Origin of the sequence: Aliamphritea spongicola, assembly GCF_017051665.1 — a bacterium.
GTDB lineage: Bacteria > Pseudomonadota > Gammaproteobacteria > Pseudomonadales > Balneatricaceae > Amphritea > Amphritea spongicola.
Genome location: NZ_JAFIDL010000065.1, coordinates 1 through 317, shown reverse-complemented (window position 1 = coordinate 317; position 317 = coordinate 1). Strand labels below are relative to the sequence as shown.

1 protein-coding gene is annotated in these 317 nt (G+C 54.6%); it reads right to left on the bottom strand.

Going from position 1 to position 317, the window contains the following annotated elements:
- The coding region (locus tag JYB63_RS22760; RefSeq protein WP_205660206.1) for a hypothetical protein at positions 1 to 317 on the bottom strand (317 nt) is incomplete at both ends.

The window sequence follows — 317 nt, the reverse complement described above, 5'->3', positions numbered from 1 at the left end:
CCACCTTGGATTTTGGGGTTTTGGTTTCCACAAAGGCCGTGCGGCCGGAGGTGATCCCAAGGCTGGCGCCGCTGGTTTCGATACTTTCGGTACGGTCGCCATACATCAACTGCAGTTTATCCTCTTTCCACTGAGCGGCCTGCCAGCCTGATGGTCCGTAGTTATGCAAGGCTTCCGGGGCGTATTTCATGAACTGCGCATTGCCATTCACTTCGCTGATGCTCCAGGTGCGGGCAATCTGCTGGTTGGTCATTTTTTTGGCAACATCTGCATTGCCGCCGGCAGTGCGATAGTTGAGGTCATAGAGCGTCTGGTAA